Source organism: Bradyrhizobium sp. UBA2491 (assembly GCF_002341725.1).
Taxonomy (GTDB): Bacteria; Pseudomonadota; Alphaproteobacteria; order Rhizobiales; family Xanthobacteraceae; genus Bradyrhizobium.
On record NZ_DDOP01000102.1, the window covers coordinates 1 to 19502 of the forward strand.

A 19502-nucleotide genomic window follows, 5' to 3' on the forward strand; every position below is an offset into this window, starting at 1 on the left:
TCTCCCCAACCCTCCCCCGCAAGGGGGGAGGGAGCCCCAGCGGCGTGCCCACCTGACCTGAGGGCGACGTCGCTAGTCCCGGCATGGGGCCTGACGCCGCACGTGCTCGCGTTTTTAGTTGCCATAGCAACTAAGCTGTGCGAGTTTCCGCATCCAGAGAGACAGGGCCGGTCAACGGCCTCGCATTTGGGAGGATCATGTTGCGCAGCAGCGCGCGAGCGACACGCATGGAAGACCGGACGAATACCGCGGGGACGCAGGGCGCCCCTATGCGGTCAGGTCGTGCTTTGCCCGGTCACGGCGCCGAGATTCTCGTGCAGCCGGCGCAGCAGGTCGATCAGCACCTCGCGCTCATCCTTCTTCAGGCACGACAGCAGCCGCCGCTCGCGCTCAAGCGCCGCGACGATCACCTTGTCGTGGATGGCGCGGCCGCGCGCGGTCAGCGTGATCGAATGGGTGCGGCCATCGTCCGGCGCGGTGCGGATCGTCAAGAGGCCGCGCTTTTGCAGCGCCGAGAGATTGCGGCTGACCGGGCCCTTGTCGAAGCCGATCACCTGGCAGATCCGCGAGGCCGGAATTCCCGGCTCGATCGCCAATTGCGAGATGATCCGCCACTCGGTGACGTTGACCCCAAAATTCTTCTGGTAAAATGCGGTGGCGCTGTTCGACAGCTTGTTGCCGATGAAGGTGATGAAAGCCGGCACATAGCGGTTGAGGTCCAGCAGCGGGCCATCGATGGCATCTGCGGGATCGGCCGGTTTCGGCCGGCGGGGCTTTCGGGGGAGGGGCTGGCTGCTCATTTCTCAAATCATCGCTGCGAAACCGTTCGGGAGCAAGTGACATGCTGCCCGTGTTGACAAGATCAAACCTCGGGAGGTCCCGATGACTGCAACAACCGGTGCGGCTGCCGCCACGCATCTCGACGTCGATCCGTTCGCGCTCGACTTCTTCGCCGATCCGTTCCCGACCCATGAGCGGCTGCGCGAGGCCGGGCCGGTGGTTTATCTGGACAAGTGGAATGTCTATGGCGTGGCGCGCTATGCGGAGGTCTATGCCGTCCTGAACGATCCCGCCACGTTCTGCTCCAGCCGCGGCGTCGGCCTGAGCGACTTTTCCAAGGAGAAGCCGTGGCGGCCGGCGAGCCTGATCCTGGAGGCCGATCCGCCCGCCCATACCCGGACCCGGACCGTCTTGAGCACGGTGCTGTCGGCGACCGTGATGAAGCAGCTTCGCGGGCGGTTTGCCGCCGCGGCGGAGGCTTGTGTCGACACGCTGCTGGAGAAGCGCAGGTTCGACGCGATCACCGACCTTGCGGAAGCCTATCCGCTGTCGATCTTCCCCGATGCGCTCGGCCTGAAGCCGGAGGGCCGCGAGCACCTGCTGCCCTATGCGAGCCTGGTGTTCAACGCCTTCGGCCCGCCGAACCAGCTCCGCGAGGAGGCGATCCGGCGCTCGGCGCCGCATCAAGCCTATGTCGCCGAGCAATGCCAGCGCGACAACCTCACCCCCGGCGGCATCGGCGCCTGCATCCATGCCCATGTCGATAGCGGTGCCATTACCGAGACCGAAGCGCCGCTGCTGGTCCGCTCGCTGCTGTCGGCCGGCCTCGACACCACCGTCAACGGCATCGGTGCCGCGGTCTATTGCCTGGCGCGCTTTCCCGACCAGTTCGAGAAGCTGCGCGGCGATCCGACATTGGCGCGCAATGCCTTCGAGGAGGCGGTGCGGTTCGAAAGTCCGGTCCAGACCTTCTTCCGCACCACCACCCGCGAGATCGAGCTCAGCGGCGTCACCATCCCGGAGGGCGAGAAGGTGCTGATGTTCCTCGCCGCGGCCAACCGCGACCCGCGTCGCTGGGAGGAGCCCGACAGCTACAATATCACGCGCCGCACCTCGGGCCATGTCGGTTACGGCTCGGGCATCCACATGTGCGTCGGTCAACTGGTCGCCCGCCTCGAAGGCGAGGTGATGATGGCGGCCTTGGCGCGCCGTGTCGCGAAGATCGAAATCACGGGCGAGCCGAAACGCCTGTTCAACAACACGCTACGCGGGCTCGAGAGCCTGCCGGTCGAAATCACGCCGGCTTGACGCCGGCTGTGGAGCAACGCGAGGGAGGGACAGGATGAGGGGCTTTGGGATTGGACGATTTGGGGTTGGATTTGCGCTGGCATTGGCCTGCGCTACGGGCAGTGCACATGCGGAGATTTCCGACAATGTCGTGCGTGTCGGCGTGCTGAACGACATTTCCGGCATCTTCCAGGACACCAACGGCATGGGCTCGGTGGAAGCCGCGCGCATGGCCGCGGAGGATTTCAACGGCGGCGGCAAGGGCATCAAGGTCGAGATCGTCTATGCCGATCACCAGAACAAGGCCGACGTGGGCTCTGCGATCGCGCGCAAATGGCTCGACGTCGAAGGCGTCGATGCCATCGTCGACGTGCCGAACTCGGCGGTCGGCCTCGCCATCAACACCATCCTGCGCGACTCCAGGATGACATTCCTGGCCTCGTCGACCGCGAGCTCCGACCTCACCGGCAAGGCCTGCTCGCCCAATACCATCCAGTGGGTCAACGACGCCTGGGCCACCGGCAACACCACCGCGGCCGCGATGATGCAGCGCGGCGGCAAGGACTGGTACTTCGTGACCGTCGACTACGCGCTCGGCAAGGGCATCGAAGCCGAAGCGACCAACTACATCGAGAAGCATGGCGGCAAGGTGCTGGGATCGAGCAAGCATCCGCTCGGCACCTCGGACTTCGCGTCCTTCCTGTTGCAGGCGCAGAACTCGAAAGCCAAGGTGATTGGCCTCGCCAATGCCGGCGGCGACACCATCAATGCCGTGAAGCAGGCGGCCGAGTTCGGCATCCAGCAGAGCGGCCAGACCATGGTGGCGTTCCTGCTGTTCGTGAATGACATCCACGGTATGGGCCTGAAGGTGGCGCAGGGCCTGCAACTGCTGGAAGCCTTCTACTGGGACATGAATGACGACACCCGTGCCTTCGCCAAGCGTTTCGCCGCGCGCCCCGGCATGAACGGCAAGATGCCGAGTGGCAACCAGGCCGGCGTCTATGCCGCGACGCTCGCTTACCTCAACGCGGTCGCCGCCACCGGCAGCGACGACGCCAAGGTGGTGGTGCCGCAGATGAAGACCTTCAAGGGCAAGGACAGACTGTTCGGCGACACCACGATCCGCCAGGACGGCCGCGTCATCCACCCGATGTATCTGTTCGAGGTGAAGAAGCCGGAGGAGTCGAAATACCCTTACGACTATTACAAGCTGATCGCGACCATCCCGGCCGAGCAGGCGTTCCGCCCGCTGGCCGATGGCGGGTGTCCGCTGGTGAAGTGAGCAGGTTGGTTGCCACGCAGATCGCTGCACCTCTCCCACAAGGGGAGAGGCGTGCCGAGTTCGTTGCGCGAGAGTTGTCCTCGTCGCTACGCCGCCTTCGAACTCGCCGCTCCATCACCCGCCTTCACCCGCCCCAGCATCTCGCTGGCCGTCATCACATGTGCGGTCGAGAACGCCAGGATCGTCAGCGTGGCCCGATGCACCTGCTCGGCGGACATCGCGCCCTGGCCGACATCGGGATAGTCGAACGTGCCCGTCGCGTCCGACAGGAAGACGACCTTGTAATTGTGGAACATGGCGTCGCGCGCGGTGGCGTGGCAGCAGTTCTCGGTCGTGGTGCCCGAGATGATCACTGTCGTGATGCCCCATTCGCGCAGGATGAGGTCGAGGTCGGTGGCGAAGAACGCGCTGTAGCGGTGCTTCTTGATGACATGTTCGCCCGGCGCCGGCGCGAGGTCATTGAAGATCTCGACGCCCGCGCTGCCGTCGACCAGCGACGAGCGGTCGGCGATCGGCCCATAGAGATCGTCGTACAGCCCCATGTCGCTGCCGTCGCGGCGATGCACATGCGCGGTGTAGATGACGCGGATGCCCTTGTCGCGGCAGGCCTTCAGGGTCTGCGCCAGGCGGGGCACCATGGCGGCGGCCTGCGCGGAGCGCAGCTTGGCGCCCTCGGCCACGAAATCGTTCTGCATGTCGACAACGATCATGACGGTCTTGCTGGGATCGATGACGTCGCATTGATAGCCCATGTGGTGTCTCCTCTCCGGGTGGGAGACATTTTCTACGCCGGTTCCCGCTGTCGTTCTTGGCTGTACGGGCCAATCGCTGGACTCTGCTTGCCAGAACCGGGGACGGGACGCAGAATATCCCGCTGCCGGGTTGGGCGGGAGCAAGGCCAATGCAGACCCCAGATCACGCAATCGTCGCGCAGACGCTCGTCGCGCCGGGTGACAGTTTCGACCGCTGGCACCACGTCACCTGCCGCGAATTCTCGCTGACCGAATGCCGCCGCGTCGCGGACGAGGCGTTTGCCGCATCGATCTCGATCCGCCATTTCGGCCCGCTTGCGATCAACGACATCTGGTCGTCGACGCCGGCTGCCGACCGCATCCGGGTGATGCGCAGCGCGAGCGACGTGCGCCGGGATCCGCGCGACTATTTCATGCTGTGGCTCACGCTGCGCGGCGAGGTTTCTTTCGCGCAGGGCGGACGCGAGGTGCAGATGCGCCGCGGCGATCTCATGCTGCATGATCAGGCGCAGCCATTCGCGCTCGAATTCGCCCCGAGCGCGCGGTCGATCATGGTGTCGATCCCGCGGCCGCTGCTGCTCGCGCGCCTGCCGGACGCGCAACGCCTGACGGCGCGGCGGATCGGTCACGCGTCAAAAGTCGGCGCGCTGGCCGGGTCACTGATCCGGCGGTTGACGCGGCTCGATGACGAAGCCGGGCCTGCGGCAATCCGGCTCGGGGCGTCCGCGCTCGATATTTTCGCGACCATGCTCCAGACGGAGCTGACGGACGATGCGCCCCGGCACGGCGACGACCGGCTGGCGCGGGTCAAGGCCTATGTCCTGGCTCATCTCGACGATCCCGAGCTCGATCTCGATGCGATCGCCACGGCGCAGAGCATCGCGCCGCGCACGCTGAACCGCCTGTTCGCGCGCGAAGGCACGACGCCGATCCGCTGGCTGTGGCAGCAGCGCCTCGCCGGCGCCTATCAGGCGCTGGCCGAACGGCGGTTCGGCAGCGTCACCGATGTCGCGCTCAGCTTCGGCTTCAGCGACGTTTCGCATTTCAGCCGCGCCTTCAAGGCCGCGTTCGGCCGTTCACCGCATCAGGTGATGGGGTAACCCGCCCTCCCGTCATGGCGCGCAGGCGAAGCTCGCCGCTTCAGTGACCGGCCCCGCCTTGTAATGCGGCCACGCCGGCCAGCGGCACAAGGGCAGCGCGCGGATCGTGTCGAAGCTCGGCGCCTCGGTCTTCTGCTCGCGCACCACGAGATCGCCAGGCGCCTTGCCATTCTCGACCCAGTCGACCAGCACCGCCAGCATGTCGACATTGGCCGGAGCGCCGGAGCCGACATGGTCGACGCCGGGGGCGGTGTAGAGCCTGGCGAACTCCGCGACCTTGTCCTTGCCGAGCGTCTTCTCGACAGTCTCGAAGTAGCGAATGCCGGCATAGGGGCTTTGCGCGTAGTCGGCCATGTGTTCGAGCATCACGAGTCTGCCGCCGCGGGCGTGGAAGCGGCTGAGATCCGGATTGGTGGAATCCATCAGGGCGGACACTTCCAGCACGCGCGCTCTGTGGTCCTCGGGCTTGTAGGTCGTGACGTCGAGTTTCGGATCGCGCGCGAAGACATATTGAATGCCGCCGGCACCGTAGATCCAGGCGATGCCATTGGTTGGAGCCGGCGGCTGCGCCGGCGCCGTGGTGCCGAGCCACCAGGCCTTCCAGCCGCCGGTCGGCCCGAACGCCGGCGTATTCTCGCCCGACACGCCCCAGCCCGGATAGTCGTCGAGGCCGTTGGCGAGCGGAAACGAGAATTTGTACGGCGAATGCAAGGTCTCGATCGCGGCAATCTGCTTGTCGGTCAGGCAGTCGTCGCCGCTCTGGCCCGCAGCGCAGGCCAGCGAGGCCGGCTTGAACGCGGCCTTGCAGCCGACCGGATCCTGCACCAAGCCGTCGTCCGAGCCGTCCTGCCTGTCGCAGGCCTTGAGCACGGCGTCGGCGACGAGCTTGACTTGCGCCGGCCTGATCCAGCCATCGCCCATCGTGACGAGGCCGGATCGGGTGCCGGCATGTTGCAACCCGACCCAGTTGATCACGGGCACGCGCGCGAAGATGCCATCGAAATCGTCCGGGTAACGCTGCGCCATGGTCAGCGCCTCGCGCCCGCCTTCGGACGATCCCATGAAATACGTCTTCGCCGGCGGCTTGCCGTAGGCGCGCACCGTCAGCACCCGTGCGGCGTCGTGCACCTTCTTGTAGGCCTTGTGCGAAAAATTCTCGAACGCCTCGTCGTTGAGCGCGAACTGCTGCGGCGGCTCACCCGGCTTCTGCTCGTGGCCGGAGTCGGTGCCGACGGTGACGAAGCCGAGTGCCAGCGGCGATGCCTTGTCGAACGGATAGGCCGGCGGCAGGCCGAGGCCCGATATCAGCACGCCGTTGAAGCCGCCGCCGCCATATTGCAGCGAGCGGCCGTTCCACTCGACCGGCAAATTGACCTCGAACTTGATCGGCGGCGCCTTGGGGTCGACAGGATCAATATGCCCGAGCACTTTGCAGAAGGCCGGATTGGCCGGGACGATACGGCTGGCAGGTGTCGGCGCCTTCTCGGTAACCGACAGCGGCGTCGGCGCCTGGAGCGTGGCAGTGTCGATCTTGACCGCGCCATCGGCGGGGCCGCCAAGGCCGTTGCAGGTTGCCGCGGAATCCCCGGTCATCTGCGCCGCGGACGCCACCGAGCCGCATGACGCCAGCGTGACCAGCGAAGCCGCAAGCGCCCATGCGCGCGCATCGATCCGCATCGTTTCCTCCCCGGGCATTATTGTTGCTTTGGCAAGTATTTCACGCGCCGCCCTGGCGCACAAGCCGCGCCGGGCATATGCGCCTACTGCGCGACCTTGCTGCTGCCCTGCGTGATCAGCCGTGCGGCGCGCTGGTTGCGGGCGTGGACCCAGAGCCAGCTCAGCGCGACGCTGAGGCGGTTGCGTAGACCGATCAGGAAGTAGATGTGGGCGATGCCCCAGATCCACCAGGCGAGCGCGCCGCGCAGCTTGAACTTGCCGAAGTCGATCACCGCGAGCCGCTTGCCGATCTGGGCGAGGCTGCCGGCGTGCTTGTAGTGGAACGGCGGCAAGGTCTCGCCCTTGAGCCGCGCCTTGATCAGCGCGGCGGCGTAGCGTCCTTCCTGCTTGGCGGCCGGCGCGATGCCGGGCACCGGATTGCCGTCGGCATCCTTGATGGTGACGGTGTCGCCGACCGCGAAGATCTCGGGATGGCCGGGCACGGTGAGATCAGGCTCGACCTGTAGCCGCTGGGCGCGATCGGCTGGTGCGTCGAGCCATTCGGCGGCGCGCGAGGCGCGCACGCCGGCGGCCCAGACGATGGTGCGCGCCGCGAGTTGCTTGCCGCCATAGACCACGCCGTCGGCGGTGCATTCGGTGACGGGCTCACCGAGTACGACCTGGACGCCGAGGCTCTCCAGCGCGCGCTGCGCATAGGCGGAGAGATCGTCGGGAAAACCTGCCAGCACGCGCGGGCCGGCCTCGATCAGCACCACGCGCGCCATCCGCGTGTCGATGTGGCGGAAGTCGCGCGGCAGCGTGTCCTTGGCGAGGTCGGCGATGGTGCCGGCCATCTCGACGCCGGTCGGACCGGCGCCGACCACGACAAAGGTCAGCAGCGCGGCGCGCGCCTCCGGATCGGTCTCGCGCTCGGCGCGCTCGAAGGCGACCAGGATGCGCCGCCGCAGCGTGGTGGCATCTTCCAGCGTCTTCAGGCCGGGCGCGAACGGCTCCCATTCGTCATGGCCGAAATAAGCGTGCCGCGCGCCGGTGGCGAGGATCAGCGTGTCATAGGGAATGCTGCCGCCATCATCGAGTTGCACTTGCTTCGCTGCCGCGTCGACGCCGCAGACATTGGCGAATAGCGTCGTCACCTCGGGCCGGTCGCGCAACAGATAGCGGATCGGCCAGGCGATCTCGCTGGTGGCAAGCGATGCGGTTGCGACCTGGTAGAGCAGCGGCTGGAACAGATGATGGTTGCGGCGGTCGATCAGCGTGATCTCGACCGGCGCGCCCGCAAGACCGAAAGCCGCTTCCAAGCCGCCGAAGCCGGCGCCGACGATCACCACGCGATGAGGTTTGGCCGGCGCTTGCGTCATCGGATGTCGCCCTCGGTTTCGAACGGCTTCGTCGTCTGATTATGTAATCATTCGTGGCCTCATTCCAAGTTGAATTGCTTGATCGCCCGATAGCAAAACCCGATCGTTGCACCTTCACGTATCGTATCGCCGACGGGCCGAGCCGAGGCTGAACATACAGCGGCCCGAATTATTTTTGCCGGACCGCATCCTTTGGCGGCGCGCGAACGTCCTTGGGGCTGACGCGGCCGGTTCAGGCCGCCGAACCAAGGAGGTTGCGATGCGACGGACCCTGATCAGGTACAAGGCCAAGCCGGAGGCGGCGGAGACGAATGCCGCGCTGGTTGCGGCTGTGTTCGCCGAGTTGAAGGCGGCGAGCCCCGACGGCGTGCGCTATCTGACCCTGCGGCTGGAGGACGACACCTTCATCCACATGGTCGAGACGGTGGCCGACGACGGCTCGAGCCCGATCCCGAAACTCGCCGCGTTCCAGGCCTTCCAGGACGGCATCCGCGATCGTTGCGCCGAACCGCCGCTGGTTCGCAGTGCCGTGATTGTCGGCAATTATCGTATGCTGGACGAACCGTGACACGATCTGGCGGAGCCGTCATGACGTCACCACCCCAAGCGCCGGCCGAGGTCGACGCGCTGCTCGTGGCGATGCGGCCAAGGCTGCATCGCTACTGCGCCCGCATGGTCGGATCGGTCATCGATGGCGAGGACGTGCTGCAAGATGCGTTGATCAAGGCGGTGGAGGCCTTCGCCTCCGCGGCCGCGATCCAGAACCCGGAAGCCTGGCTGTTCCGGATCGCGCACAACACCGCGCTCGATTTCCTCAGGCGGCGCAACCGCCAGGACGCGCTCCACTCGTCGGAGGAGGTTGACATGATGGCCGGAGAGCTCGACGATGTCGGCCGCCGCGAGATCGCCGCCAGCAGCCTGCGCACCTTCATGCGCCTGCCGGTGGCGCAGCGCTCCAGCGTGATCCTGATGGATGTGCTCGGCTGTTCCTTGCAGGAGGTCTGCGGCATCATGGATTTCAGCCTGCCGGCGGTGAAGGCAGCACTGTACCGCGGGCGCACGCAACTGCGTGCGTTCGCCCGCGAGCCTGACGATGCGCCGCGGCCGGGCCTGTCGCCGGGCGATCGCGCCAGGTTGAACGCCTATGTCAGCCGCTTCAACGCCCGCGATTTCGACGCCATCCGCGCCATGATCGCCGATGACGTCAGGCTCGAACTCGTCAACCGGACACGGCTGAACGGCAAGGCCGAGGTGTCACGCTATTTCGGCAATTATGCCAAGATCGATGACTGGCACCTCAAGACCGGACAAGTCGAAGGACGTCCCGCGATCCTGGTGTTCGAGCCGGGCGCACAGGATGCGCCGCCGCGATCGTTCATGCTGCTCGACTGGATGGCGGACAAGGTTGCCGCGATCAGGGATTTCCGCCACGCGCCCTATGCGATCGACGGCGCCGAATGGGCGGTGGATCGGGGGTAGGTGGCCGACCGTCCGTGCATGGCGCAGTGATTGTTCCACAATCTCAGTGTCGTCCCGGCGAAAGCCGGGACGACAGCGGAGAGATTAGCCGCTACCGCGTCTTGCCGCCGAACTCGCCGCTGGCGATGCGCGCCATGCGGCTGCCGGCTGTGGCGGGAGTGCTGCTTCGTTCGAACATGCTGTCGCCGCCGCTCTCGCGCGGCACGGACGACGCTTCGTCGGAACGGCCGTTGCCCGGCCAGAACGTCAGGACCAGGTTCATCACGCCATTGACGACTGCGCCGACCACCGTCGTGGTGTGCTGATAGGTCAACGCGTATTCGGGAAATCGTCCGGCAACGGCCCTGTCGAGCACCATCAGGGCGATCCATGCCGCCATCACGCAGACAGGATCCCATCCGATGTCGCGCACCCGCATCGACTGCAACATGAAGCAGATCACGAGCATGCCATAGAAGGAAAGGATCAAGGCAGGACTGTTCGCTGCCTGCGCCAGCAGCACGTCCGTCCTGCCGCTCGCCGGTGCATTGCCCGTGATGCCGTAGACCAGCATCAGGAAGCCGAGGCCGGTCACGAAGCTGCAGAAGAAGAACGCCAACCGGCCCATCCGGGCATTGAAGCCGAAGATGTAATTCAGCATGTGAAGCACCCCTTTGGCGGCAGCGTCGCCCGGTGATGCTTTCCGGACCATGAAGTCCGGCGGCGCTTGCCGGGCTGTGGTTTCCGATCGCTTTACCGAATGACTAAAGCCTGTTGCAGTGCGGCGGAGCCTGCGACAATCGTTGCCTACGCAACCGGCATTATATTTCTTGCCACGGTCGAATTGGACGAATTATGATGCAAGGTGCTGGGGTATGCGCCGAAGGTTCTAATGCAGTGCCGTCGGTTCATGCTTGCTGCGGACTTGCGATATCGCGCACAAAACACGTCACAGAACGACGCGCGCAAAGCGTGACCCCCGGGCCATTCCTGATCGGCGCCGGCGGGATCTTTGGTTGAGGAGGGGAGTGGATATGAAAAAGGCATTTTGGCTGGCAGGCGCCATGGCTTTGGCGCTGGCGCAGCCCGCGATCGCGGCTGACAGCGTCAAGATCGGCTTCGTCTCGACCTTCAGTGGTCCGACTGCCGTGATCGGCAACGACATGCGCAATTCGTTCGAGCTTGCGCTCGACCATCTCGGCCGCAAGATCGACGGCAAGCCGGTCGAGGTGATCTACGAGGACGACCAGCAGAAGCCTGACGTCGGCAAGCAGAAGACCGAGAAGCTGGTGCAGTCCGACAAGGTCGATTTCATCGTCGGCTACATCTGGTCGAATGTGCTGCTGGCGTCGCTGAAGACCGCGGTCGACAGCAAGACCTTCCTGATCTCGGCCAATGCCGGTCCGTCGCAGCTCGCCGGCGAATTGTGCTCGCCTTACGTGTTCTCGACCTCCTGGCAGAACGACCAGACGCCCGCCGCGATGGGCCTCTACATGAACCAGAAGGGCGTCAAGTCGGTGTTCCTGATCGGCCCGAACTACGCCGCCGGCAAGGACATGCTCGCGGGCGTGAAGAGCACCTTCAAGGGCGAGGTGGTCGGCGAGGAATACACGGTGTGGCCGAGCCAACTCGACTTCTCCGCCGAGCTGACCAAGGCACGCAATTCCAAGGCCGAGTCGATCTTCGTGTTCTATCCGGGTGCCGCCGGCGTCCAGTTCCTGAACCAGTATGCCCAGGCCGGCATCAAGGCGCAGATCCCGCTCTACACCGCATTCACGATCGACGAATTGTCGCTGCCGCTGCAAAAGGACAATGCGATCGGCATTCCCGGCGCGCAGGAATGGGTCAACGATCTGCCGAACGCCGAGAACAAGAGGTTCGTCGAGGACTATCGCAAGAAGTATCCCGGCCTGCGCCCGACCTATTACGGCGCCCAGGCCTATGACGCCGCCCAGCTCATCAACAGCGCCGTCGTCGCGGTGAAGGGCGACCTCACCAAGAAGGACGCCATGAAGGCCGAGATGGAGAAGGCCAACTTCAAGTCGCTGCGCGGCCCGTTCAAATACGGCAACAACCACATCCCGATCCAGAATTTCTATTTGCAGGACGTGGTCAAGGACGCCGACGGCCAGCTCTCGCTGAAGACGGTGGCGACCATCGTCAAGGACGACCAGGATAAATTCCACGACAAGTGTTCGATGAAGTGATCGCCGGACGCCGTTTTGGCGCGCGGCTTGCTTCTCTTCACCTCGCCCCGCTCTTGCGGGGAGAGGTCAATCGCGAAGCGATCGGGTGAGGGGCTCTTTTCCGCGAATTCGACTCGTTGAAAGAGCCCCTCACCCCAACCCGCTCAGGGCGAGCTTTGCTCGTCCCGGCCCCGCAAGAGCGGGGCGAGGGAGAACACGCAGCGAGCGACGCGGCGGTGAACATGCACTGCCGCTGTTTTTTTAGGGATGATGTAGCCTCACGATGTACCTCGTCGTCGAACAACTGCTGAACGGCCTGCAATTCGGCCTGCTGCTCTTCCTGCTGGCGGCCGGCCTGACGCTGGTGTTCGGCATCATGGATTTCGTCAACCTGGCGCACGGCTCACTCTACATGATGGGCGCCTATTTCGCGGCGACCTTCGTGGCTTGGACCGGCAGCTTCGTGCTCGGCGCGCTGCTGGCGCTCGGCGCCACGCTGCTGCTCGGCATCGTGCTGGAATATGCCGCGCTCAGGCATCTCTATGGCCGCGACCATCTCGACCAGGTGCTGGCGACCTTCGGCCTGATCCTGTTCTTCAACGATGCGGTCCGGCTGATCTGGGGCCCGGCCGGCCTCGCGCTGCCGCTGCCGGCCTGGCTCACGGTGCCGATCCAGATCATTCCCGGCGTGTATTATCCGGCCTACCGGCTGATGATCATCGCGGTCGCGCTGGCGGTTGCCGCGATGCTCTATCTCGTCGTGATGCGCACCCGGGTCGGCATGCTGATCCGCGCCGGCGCCTCCAACCGCGAGATGATCGGGGCGCTCGGCATCAACATCAAGCTGCTGTTCACGCTGGTGTTCGGGCTTGGCGCCGCGCTCGCCGGCCTTGCCGGGCTGATGCAGGCGCCGATCCTCACCGTGCAGATCGGCATGGGCGAGAACATCCTGATTTTGGCCTTCGTCATCATCGTGATCGGCGGCATCGGCTCGATCCGCGGCGCCTTCATGGCCGCGCTGTTCGTCGGCATCATCGACACGATGGGCCGCGCCTTCCTGCCTGATCTGTTGCGCAAGGTGCTGAGCGGGGCGGCGGCCTCGACCGCGGCGCCGGCGCTGTCCTCGATGCTGATCTATCTGCTGATGGCGATCATCCTTGTGCTGCGGCCCGAGGGGCTGTTCCCGGCGGCCAAGCGATGATGCCCAGGATAACGCGAGAGCTCAATGCCTCCAATGCGGTCGCGGCGCTGCTGTGCGTCGCCCTGATCCTGCTGCCGGCCTATTCGGCCGTCACCGGCAACATCTTCATCCTGACGCTGTTCACCCGCATCGTGATCTTCGCGCTGGCCGCCGCGAGCCTCAACCTCATCATGGGCTATGGCGGCATGATGAGCTTCGGCCATGCCGCCTATCTCGGCATCGGCGGCTATGCCGTCGGCATCCTCGCCACCGAGGGCATCGGCTCCGGCTTCATTCAGTGGCCGGTGGCGCTGGTCGTCTCGGCGCTGTTCGCGCTGGTGATCGGCGCGCTGAGCCTGCGCACCCGCGGCGTCTACTTCATCATGATCACGCTCGCCTTTGCGCAGATGGCCTATTACATCGCGTCGGGCCTGTCGCGTTACGGCGGCGACGACGGACTCACCGTCTACAAGCGCAGCGACTTCGCCGGCCTGATCAATCTGTCGGACCGCAACCAGTTCTATTATCTGTGCCTGGCTTGCCTGTTCGGCGGCCTCTATCTGATCTGGCGCATCGTCAATTCACGGTTCGGGCTCGTGGTGCAGGGCGTCCGCTCCAACGAGCAGCGCATGCAGGCGATCGGCTTCCATGCCAACCGCTACCGGCTGGTGTGCTTCGTGATCGCAGGCACGATCTGCGGGCTCGCCGGCGCGCTGCTCGCCAACAACACCGATTTCGTCAGCCCGGCCGTGATGTACTGGACCCGCTCCGGCGACCTGATGGTGATGGTGATCCTGGGCGGCATGGGCTCGCTGTTCGGCCCCGTCGTCGGCGCGATCGTCTATCTGCTGCTCGAGGAGCTGCTGTCGCAGTTCACCGAGTTCTCTGGCCTGATCCTCGGTCCGGTGCTGCTGTTGATCGTGCTGTTCGCGCGCGGCGGCATCATGGGCCTGCTCGGGAGGATGCGCCGTGTCTAGCTCTTTGCCTGATCCCTTGTTGCGCGTCGACAATCTGGTGCGCCGCTATGGCGGCATCACCGCGACCGACCATCTCTCGATGGAGGTGGTGCCGGGCGAGCTGCACGCCATCATCGGTCCGAACGGCGCCGGCAAGACCACGTTGATCAGCCAGCTCACCGGGCAGGTGATGCCGAATTCCGGCACCATCCACTTCGCCGGCCGCGACGTCACGGGCTTGCCTTCCTACAAGCGTAGCCGGCTCGGGCTGGCGCGCTCGTTCCAGATCACCTCGCTGCTGAAAGATTTCTCCGCGATCGACAATGTCGCGCTGGCGGCGCAGGCGCATGACGGCCACTCGTTCCGGTTCTGGGGCAATGCGCGCAAGGAGACCCGCCTGCGCGAGACCGCGCGCGCCGCGCTGGAGCGCGTCGGCCTCGGCAAGCGCGCCGACATCGTGGTCTCGCAGTTGAGCCATGGCGAACAGCGCGAGCTCGAGCTCGCGGTCGCGCTCGCCACCAAGCCGCAACTCTTGCTGCTGGACGAGCCGATGGCCGGGCTCGGCGTCACCGAGTCGGCGCGGATGGTGGCGCTGCTCAAGGAGCTGCGCAAGGAAGTCACCATCGTGCTGGTCGAGCACGACATGGAGGCGGTGTTCGCGCTGGCCGACCGCATCACGGTGCTGGTCTACGGCCGCGTCATCGCCAGCGACGTGCCCGACGCGATCCGCAAGCACGAGGAGGTCAAGCGCGCCTATCTCGGCGAACAGCATGCGGTGACGCGCCATGGCTGAGACTCTGTTGGACGTCGACGGCATCGAGACCTGCTACGGGCTGAGCCAGGTGCTGTTCGGCCTGTCGTTGCAGATCAAGTCGGGCGAGATGGTCGCGTTGATGGGCCGCAACGGCATGGGCAAGACCACGACGATCCGCTCGATCATGGGCCTGACGCCGGCGCGATCGGGCGCGATCCGTTTCGCCGGCGAGGCGGTGCGGGGGCTGCCGTCATACAGGATCGCAAAGCTCGGCATCGGCCTGGTGCCGGAGGGACGCCAGATATTCCCGAACCTGACGGTGCGCGAAAATCTAGTCGCCGCCTCAGGCAATCGCCTCGGCGCCTCCGATCCGTGGACGCTGGACAAGATTCACACGCTGTTTCCGCGGCTCGCCGAACGCACCGGCAATATGGGCGTCACGCTGTCCGGCGGCGAGCAGCAGATGCTGGCGATCGGCCGCGCGCTGATGACCAATCCGAGGCTGTTGATCCTCGATGAGGCGACCGAAGGCCTCGCGCCGCTGATCCGCGACGAGATCTGGAGCTGCCTGTCGATGCTGAAGGGACGTGGCCAGTCGGTGCTGGTGATCGACAAGAACGTCGAAAATCTGGCCCGCATCGCCGATCGCCACTACATCATCGAGCGCGGCAAGACGGTGTGGAGCGGGACGAGCGAGCAGCTGATCGCCGAGCCGGATTTGCAGCACAAGTATCTGGGGATTTGAGGCAGCACGCATTGCTGTATCACCGTCATCCTGAGGAGCCTGCGCAGCAGGCGTCTCGAAGGATTGGCGGCCCGACTGGTGGCCGTGCATCCTTCGAGACGCGCTACGCGCTCCTCAGGATGACGGGTTTGGACCACGCGCAACCTCTCAATCAAAACATCTCGAAATATTCGCGGTGCTCCCAGTCCGACACCTCGGCCTGGAAGCGTTCGATCTCGGCGTTCTTGATGAACACGTAATAGTCGACGAACTCCGGTCCCAGCGCGCTGCGGAAGAACGGATCGTCTTGCAGCGCGAACACCGCTTCGCGCAGCGACTTCGGCAGCAGCGCAGCCTTGGTCTCGTAGGGCGTGTCGGCGGACGGGCCGGGATCGAGCTTGCGGTCGACGCCGTCGAGACCGGAGAGGATCTGCGACGCCATGTAGAGGTAGGGATTGGCGGCGGGCTCGCCGATCCGGTTCTCCAGCCGCGTCGCCGCATCGCCGGCGCCGCCGAGCACGCGGATCATCACGCCGCGGTTGTCGCGGCCCCAGATCGCGCGGTCCGGCGCCAGCGAGTAGGAGCGGTAGCGCTTGTAGCCGTTGATGGTCGGCGTCGTGAACACGGTCGAGGCCCGGGCGTGCTCGATCAGGCCGGCGAGCCAGGCGCGGCCGAGCGGGCTCAGGGGCTCGCCGGTCTCCTTCGCCATGAAGGCGTTCTCGCCATTGCCACGCGACACCAGCGACTGATGCAGATGCCAGCCGCTGGCAAAAATGTTCGGCAGCTTCGGCCGGCACATGAAGGTGGCGTGATAGCCGTGGCGGCGCGCGATCTGCTTCACCGCGGAGCGAAACAGCACCATGGTGTCGGCCGGCACGAGGCCTGTCGTCGGCGCGAAGGTGAATTCGCACTGGCTCGGGCCGAACTCGACCTCGACCGAGCGCAGCGGCAGGTCGAGCGCGAGGATGTCGCGGCGGATGATTTCGAGCGCCGGCTCCATCTGATCGTAGCGCTGCTCGGTGAGATATTGATAGCCGTGCGAGAGCAGGCTGACCGATGGCGGCCTCCCGGGCTGGCCGGCATCCTCCGGCGCCATGTGGGCGTCGTCGAGCTTGAACAGGTGGAATTCGACCTCGAGCCCGGCGACGAAATCGTAACCGCGGCCTGCGAGCTGATCGAGCACCTTGCGATAGAGGTTGCGGGTCGCGAACGGCACCGGTCGGCCGTCGCTGAAATGGAGATCGCACAGCAGCCAGCCGGTGTTCTCCGCCCAGGGCAGCACGCGGAAGGTGGTGGGGTCGGCGACCATCAGGACGTCGGCCGCGCCTTCCATCTCCTTCATGCCGAAGCCGCCGCCTGATGTGAACACCGGAAACACCGTCTTGTGCGAGGTGTCCTTGGCGAGCATCGTCGTGGTGATCGAGCAGCCGCCCTCCAGCGAACGCACCGCTTCGCTGGCGATCAGCGTCTTGCCGCGCAGGATGCCGTGCTGGTCGGGGAACGAGAGTCGGATGACTTCGAGATTCTTCTCCTCGACGATGCGGCGGAGGCGCTGCGCGGCCTCCTTCTGCTCGTCCGACCACAGGCCGTGACGCTCGACAAAGCTCAAGGTTTCACCTCTCCAAGGGCGTCATTGCGAGCGAAGCGAAGCAATCCATCGTACCGCATGCGCGGCAGTATGGATTGCCTCGTCGCTGCGCTCCTCGCAATGACGGCGGACAACAGGCGCATGTTATGTCACTCCGCCGCCGTCAGATGGTGCACCTTGCCGGCGATCTCGCGCGGTACGGGCGCGGCCCACGGTGCGCCACGGCGGCGCTTGACGTCGACTTCCATCCAGTAGAGCTCCCAGCCCAGCGTCGGCCCGATGCCGTCCATCGTCGCCGGGCCCTGGATGCTGCGCGCGGAGGCGTCGTCGAGGAACAGCATCGGTGTCTGCCCGCCCTCCACCTTCTCGATCTCCTGCCGCAACAGCCGGCGATACTGCACGATCGCCTTGTCGCTCTGGCCGAGATGCTCGTTGGTGCGATCCTGGATCGCGCCCATCGATTCCACAGCCCACTGGTCGTGGACGTTGATGTCGCTGCCCATGCCGGTATAGGTCGCGGTCGCCTGCTCGTGCGGATCGAAGCCGTAATCGTTGCTGCGGTTCTTCCGCGACTTGTAGTCGGGCAGCGTATAGAGCTCGTGCCGTTGGTCGCGCATCTTTGGCTTGTCGACCGGCGCCGCATAGCTGGTGAAGATCGCGTACCAGTAGCAATTCTCGTCATCGACCGGCACGTGCCACTGCGTGATCGTCATCTCGGTCGACATCGGAATCACGAAGCCGTGCGGGAAGAGCTGATTGGTGACCCGCACATGGGTACGCTCACTGTCGAGCTCGCGCAGCGCGATCAGGCGCAGGCCGTATTCGGTGTGCTCGACATTGATGATCGGCCGGTCGTATTCGCGCAGGATCTTGGTCATCGGCATGTCGCTGCCGGCCGACGCGCCGCGGAACTGCTTGCCATAGGCCGCCGAGGTGTCCTCGTCCTCGAAGAAGCGATGCAGGAAGGAGGCGTGCGCCGGATCGATGCCGACCTCGAGCGCCTGCAACCAGTTGCAGTTCATGTGGCCCTTGAACGCAAACGTATGGCTTCCGGGCGCGACGAAGCAGTCGAGCTCGGGGAATGCAGGCGGGGCGCCTTCGCCGAGATAGGCCCACAGGATGCCGCTCTTCTCGACCACCGGATAGGAGCGCTGCTTGATGCCCTTGCAGAGCTGCGAACCGGCGGGCTCGGCCGGCGTCTCGATGCATTGACCCGTCGTGTCGAACAGCCAGCCATGGAAGGCGCAGCGCAGGCCGCCATTCTCCAGCCGGCCGAAGGCGAGGTCGGCGCCGCGATGCGCACAGTGGCGATCGATCAGCCCGTAGCTGCCGTCCTCGCCGCGAAACAGCACCAAATTTTCGCCGAGCAGACGCACCGGCCGCACCGGGCGCGGGCCTTCCAGTTCGTCGACCAGCGCCGCCGGCTGCCAGTACATCCGCATCAGCTTGCCGCAGGGGTCCTTGCGGCCCGTGCGGGTGATCAGATCGTTCGCTTCCTGGCTCATCATGGCGGCGTCTCCCGGACTTGGATTTGTTCGCCTATTGAACGAATGTGCGAATTATGCCATGTCTGGTTCCGACAGCAAGCGCAATTTTTGAACCGTTCAAAGCTCGCCACCCAAAGCAGCATCCATGCCCAAGCTGAAGCGGACCGACCAGGATGAGCGCGCCACCGACTTCGTCGAGGCGCTCGATCGCGGGCTGCGCCTGTTGCAGGTGTTCGGCACCGTCGCAGGTCCCGCGACGTTGAGCGATCTCGCCCGCGCCGCCGACCTGCCACGTGCCACCGCACGCCGCATCCTGTTCACGCTGGCGCATGGCGGGTTCGTTTCGACCGACGGCAAGCTGTTCACGCTGACGCCGCATGTGCTGACCTTGGCGGGCTCGTTCCTGCAATCCAACCAGGTGGTGACGGTGCTGCAACCGGTGCTCGATCGCATCGCCACATCAGCGCAGGAGATCGCCTCGCTGGCGCTGCTCGACGGCGACGATGTCGTGTTCGTGGCGCGCTCCAGCCCGACGCGGGTGTTCTCCGCCGGTCTCGACATTGGCTACCGGTTGCCGGCGTTCTGCACCTCGGTCGGCCGCGCCATGCTCGGCCGGCTCGATGATGCCGAGCTCGCAGCGCGGCTGAAGGCGATGCGCCGCGATGCCGTCACGCCGCAGACCGTGACCGATCCGAAGAAGCTGCTCGCGACTGTTATCGCCGATCGCGCGCAGGGCTACTCGCTGGTCGATCGCGAGGCCGAGCCGCATTTCCGCTCGATCTCGGTGCCGGTGCGCCGCTACGACGGCACCATCGTCGCCGCGATCAACATGGGTGCGCATGTCGACCGGGTGCCGGCCAAGGAATTGATCGAGCGTTTCCTGCCGCTGCTGCGCGAGGGCGCGGAGGATGTGAAGAGCCGGCTGTTGTAGAT

18 protein-coding genes are annotated in these 19502 nt (G+C 65.4%); 11 read left to right on the plus strand and 7 right to left on the minus strand.

Annotated elements, in window-relative coordinates; genetic code table 11:
- Positions 1-275: 275 nt before the first annotated feature.
- On the minus strand, positions 276-800 hold the full coding sequence (locus B2W55_RS33140) for a MarR family winged helix-turn-helix transcriptional regulator (RefSeq protein WP_024578952.1): 525 nt from the start codon (positions 798-800) through the stop codon (positions 276-278).
- A gap of 82 nt (positions 801-882) precedes the next feature.
- Between B2W55_RS33140 and B2W55_RS33145 the strand changes: the two genes are divergently transcribed.
- Together B2W55_RS33145 and B2W55_RS33150 are read left to right on the plus strand one after the other, a co-directional pair.
- Positions 883-2088, plus strand: a complete 1206-nt coding sequence (locus B2W55_RS33145; RefSeq protein ID WP_024578953.1) for a cytochrome P450 — start codon at positions 883-885, stop codon at positions 2086-2088.
- Positions 2089-2122: 34 nt separating this feature from the next.
- A complete protein-coding gene (locus B2W55_RS33150) occupies positions 2123-3349 on the plus strand; it encodes an ABC transporter substrate-binding protein (RefSeq protein WP_043855453.1) in 1227 nt (408 codons plus the stop codon).
- An 86-nt stretch (positions 3350-3435) separates the two neighbouring features.
- Here the strand turns inward: B2W55_RS33150 and B2W55_RS33155 are convergent, their stop codons facing one another.
- Entirely contained in the window at positions 3436-4101 is a 666-nt protein-coding gene (locus tag B2W55_RS33155) for an isochorismatase family protein (RefSeq protein ID WP_024578955.1), read from the minus strand.
- A 149-nt stretch (positions 4102-4250) separates the two neighbouring features.
- Here B2W55_RS33155 and B2W55_RS33160 point away from each other — a divergent pair, with 149 nt between their 5' ends.
- Positions 4251-5201 (plus strand): helix-turn-helix domain-containing protein, encoded by a 951-nt coding sequence (locus B2W55_RS33160; RefSeq protein ID WP_024578956.1) that lies wholly within the window; start codon positions 4251-4253, stop codon positions 5199-5201.
- A 12-nt stretch (positions 5202-5213) separates the two neighbouring features.
- Here the strand turns inward: B2W55_RS33160 and B2W55_RS33165 are convergent, their stop codons facing one another.
- Positions 5214-6878 carry a tannase/feruloyl esterase family alpha/beta hydrolase gene (locus B2W55_RS33165; RefSeq protein ID WP_024578957.1) on the minus strand — a complete coding sequence of 555 codons (1665 nt, stop codon included), beginning with the start codon at positions 6876-6878 and terminating at the stop codon, positions 5214-5216.
- 83 nt (positions 6879-6961) lie between these two features.
- The gene (locus B2W55_RS33170) at positions 6962-8236 is read right to left on the minus strand and encodes an NAD(P)/FAD-dependent oxidoreductase (protein WP_024578958.1); all 1275 of its coding nucleotides are present in this window, start codon (positions 8234-8236) and stop codon (positions 6962-6964) included.
- Positions 8237-8495: 259 nt separating this feature from the next.
- Here B2W55_RS33170 and B2W55_RS33175 point away from each other — a divergent pair, with 259 nt between their 5' ends.
- A complete protein-coding gene (locus tag B2W55_RS33175; protein ID WP_024578959.1) occupies positions 8496-8804 on the plus strand; it encodes a hypothetical protein in 309 nt (102 codons plus the stop codon).
- 20 nt (positions 8805-8824) lie between these two features.
- The gene (locus B2W55_RS33180) at positions 8825-9715 is read left to right on the plus strand and encodes a sigma-70 family RNA polymerase sigma factor (protein ID WP_024578960.1); all 891 of its coding nucleotides are present in this window, start codon (positions 8825-8827) and stop codon (positions 9713-9715) included.
- 91 nt (positions 9716-9806) lie between these two features.
- On the opposite strand, the gene B2W55_RS33185 is transcribed toward B2W55_RS33180, so the two are convergent.
- A complete protein-coding gene (locus B2W55_RS33185; protein ID WP_024578961.1) occupies positions 9807-10355 on the minus strand; it encodes a hypothetical protein in 549 nt (182 codons plus the stop codon).
- Between the two features lie 373 nt (positions 10356-10728).
- Here B2W55_RS33185 and B2W55_RS33190 point away from each other — a divergent pair, with 373 nt between their 5' ends.
- The 5 genes from B2W55_RS33190 to B2W55_RS33210 all read left to right on the plus strand — a co-directional run bounded on the left by B2W55_RS33190 (position 10729) and on the right by B2W55_RS33210 (position 15515).
- Positions 10729-11901, plus strand: coding sequence for an ABC transporter substrate-binding protein (locus B2W55_RS33190; RefSeq protein ID WP_024578962.1), 1173 nt, complete (start codon positions 10729-10731; stop codon positions 11899-11901).
- 262 nt (positions 11902-12163) lie between these two features.
- Positions 12164-13081 (plus strand): branched-chain amino acid ABC transporter permease, encoded by a 918-nt coding sequence (locus tag B2W55_RS33195; RefSeq protein WP_024578963.1) that lies wholly within the window; start codon positions 12164-12166, stop codon positions 13079-13081.
- Positions 13081-14037 (plus strand): branched-chain amino acid ABC transporter permease, encoded by a 957-nt coding sequence (locus B2W55_RS33200; protein ID WP_371412399.1) that lies wholly within the window; start codon positions 13081-13083, stop codon positions 14035-14037. Before B2W55_RS33195 ends, B2W55_RS33200 begins: the two co-directional genes overlap by 1 nt.
- Before the next feature lie 4 nt (positions 14038-14041).
- Positions 14042-14809: an ABC transporter ATP-binding protein gene (locus B2W55_RS33205; RefSeq protein WP_024578965.1), complete on the plus strand. Its 768-nt coding sequence runs from the start codon at positions 14042-14044 to the stop codon at positions 14807-14809.
- Complete coding sequence (locus B2W55_RS33210) at positions 14802-15515, plus strand: ABC transporter ATP-binding protein (RefSeq protein WP_024578966.1); 714 nt, start codon at positions 14802-14804, stop codon at positions 15513-15515. The genes B2W55_RS33205 and B2W55_RS33210 overlap by 8 nt, the downstream gene beginning before the upstream one ends.
- A 151-nt stretch (positions 15516-15666) precedes the next feature.
- Here B2W55_RS33210 and B2W55_RS33215 read toward each other — a convergent pair whose 3' ends face one another.
- Positions 15667-17103: a glutamine synthetase family protein gene (locus tag B2W55_RS33215; RefSeq protein WP_024578967.1), complete on the minus strand. Its 1437-nt coding sequence runs from the start codon at positions 17101-17103 to the stop codon at positions 15667-15669.
- 128 nt (positions 17104-17231) lie between these two features.
- Positions 17232-18590 carry an aromatic ring-hydroxylating dioxygenase subunit alpha gene (locus B2W55_RS33220; protein WP_024578968.1) on the minus strand — a complete coding sequence of 453 codons (1359 nt, stop codon included), beginning with the start codon at positions 18588-18590 and terminating at the stop codon, positions 17232-17234.
- 124 nt (positions 18591-18714) lie between these two features.
- On the opposite strand from B2W55_RS33220, the gene B2W55_RS33225 reads away from it, so the two are divergent.
- Complete coding sequence (locus B2W55_RS33225; protein WP_024578969.1) at positions 18715-19500, plus strand: IclR family transcriptional regulator domain-containing protein; 786 nt, start codon at positions 18715-18717, stop codon at positions 19498-19500.
- Positions 19501-19502 lie beyond the last annotated feature (2 nt).

Bases quoted from the DNA above. Each gene is read 5' to 3' on its own strand.
- B2W55_RS33165 (WP_024578957.1), bottom strand. From the start codon at position 6,878: ATGCGGATCGATGCGCGCGCATGGGCGCTTGCGGCTTCGCTGGTCACG.
- B2W55_RS33220 (WP_024578968.1), bottom strand. From the start codon at position 18,590: ATGATGAGCCAGGAAGCGAACGATCTGATCACCCGCACGGGCCGCAAG.
- B2W55_RS33210 (WP_024578966.1), top strand. From the start codon at position 14,802: ATGGCTGAGACTCTGTTGGACGTCGACGGCATCGAGACCTGCTACGGG.
- B2W55_RS33145 (WP_024578953.1), top strand. From the start codon at position 883: ATGACTGCAACAACCGGTGCGGCTGCCGCCACGCATCTCGACGTCGAT.
- B2W55_RS33160 (WP_024578956.1), top strand. From the start codon at position 4,251: ATGCAGACCCCAGATCACGCAATCGTCGCGCAGACGCTCGTCGCGCCG.
- B2W55_RS33180 (WP_024578960.1), top strand. From the start codon at position 8,825: ATGACGTCACCACCCCAAGCGCCGGCCGAGGTCGACGCGCTGCTCGTG.
- B2W55_RS33225 (WP_024578969.1), top strand. From the start codon at position 18,715: ATGCCCAAGCTGAAGCGGACCGACCAGGATGAGCGCGCCACCGACTTC.
- B2W55_RS33150 (WP_043855453.1), top strand. From the start codon at position 2,123: ATGAGGGGCTTTGGGATTGGACGATTTGGGGTTGGATTTGCGCTGGCA.
- B2W55_RS33140 (WP_024578952.1), bottom strand. From the start codon at position 800: ATGAGCAGCCAGCCCCTCCCCCGAAAGCCCCGCCGGCCGAAACCGGCC.
- B2W55_RS33170 (WP_024578958.1), bottom strand. From the start codon at position 8,236: ATGACGCAAGCGCCGGCCAAACCTCATCGCGTGGTGATCGTCGGCGCC.
- B2W55_RS33175 (WP_024578959.1), top strand. From the start codon at position 8,496: ATGCGACGGACCCTGATCAGGTACAAGGCCAAGCCGGAGGCGGCGGAG.
- B2W55_RS33200 (WP_371412399.1), top strand. From the start codon at position 13,081: ATGCCCAGGATAACGCGAGAGCTCAATGCCTCCAATGCGGTCGCGGCG.
- B2W55_RS33190 (WP_024578962.1), top strand. From the start codon at position 10,729: ATGAAAAAGGCATTTTGGCTGGCAGGCGCCATGGCTTTGGCGCTGGCG.
- B2W55_RS33195 (WP_024578963.1), top strand. From the start codon at position 12,164: ATGTACCTCGTCGTCGAACAACTGCTGAACGGCCTGCAATTCGGCCTG.
- B2W55_RS33185 (WP_024578961.1), bottom strand. From the start codon at position 10,355: ATGCTGAATTACATCTTCGGCTTCAATGCCCGGATGGGCCGGTTGGCG.
- B2W55_RS33155 (WP_024578955.1), bottom strand. From the start codon at position 4,101: ATGGGCTATCAATGCGACGTCATCGATCCCAGCAAGACCGTCATGATC.